This is a genomic window from Cupriavidus sp. 05N39 (genome assembly GCF_056397325.1).
In genome coordinates this window covers 1-393 of sequence record NZ_JBFTNE010000365.1, presented here as the reverse complement: position 1 = coordinate 393, position 393 = coordinate 1, and the positions used below count along the sequence as shown (strand labels likewise).

Annotated in this window: 1 protein-coding gene; it reads left to right on the top strand. The window is 73.3% G+C overall.

What is annotated here, in order from left to right; translation table 11 throughout:
- On the top strand, positions 1–393 hold a 393-nt coding region (locus AC1DN0_RS41730), incomplete at both ends, for a protein kinase domain-containing protein (protein WP_477146702.1).

Here is a 393-nt window from a genome sequence, read left to right as displayed (position 1 = left end):
CTGCACTACGCCGCGCCCGAGCAGGTGCGGGGCGAACCGGTGACCACGCTGACCGATGTGTACTCGCTGGGCGTGGTGCTGTTCGAGGTCATCACCGGCCGCAAGCCGTACCGGCTGCGCCGGCATAGCGATGCCGAATGGGAGCGCTCGATCCTGGAGGTCACCCCCCCGCGCGCCTCGGCGATGCTGCTGCGCAGCGATACCGCGGCCACCCCGGACCCGGCGGCGCGGCGGCTGGCCAGGCGCCTGCGCGGCGACCTCGACACGATCCTGCTCAGGGCCCTGCAGAAGGAGCCGGCGCAGCGCTACGCTTCGGTGGAGGCGCTGGCGGAGGACCTGCGCCGCTTCCTCCAAGGCCGCCCGATCCATGCGCGCCCGCAGCGCACCCTGTAC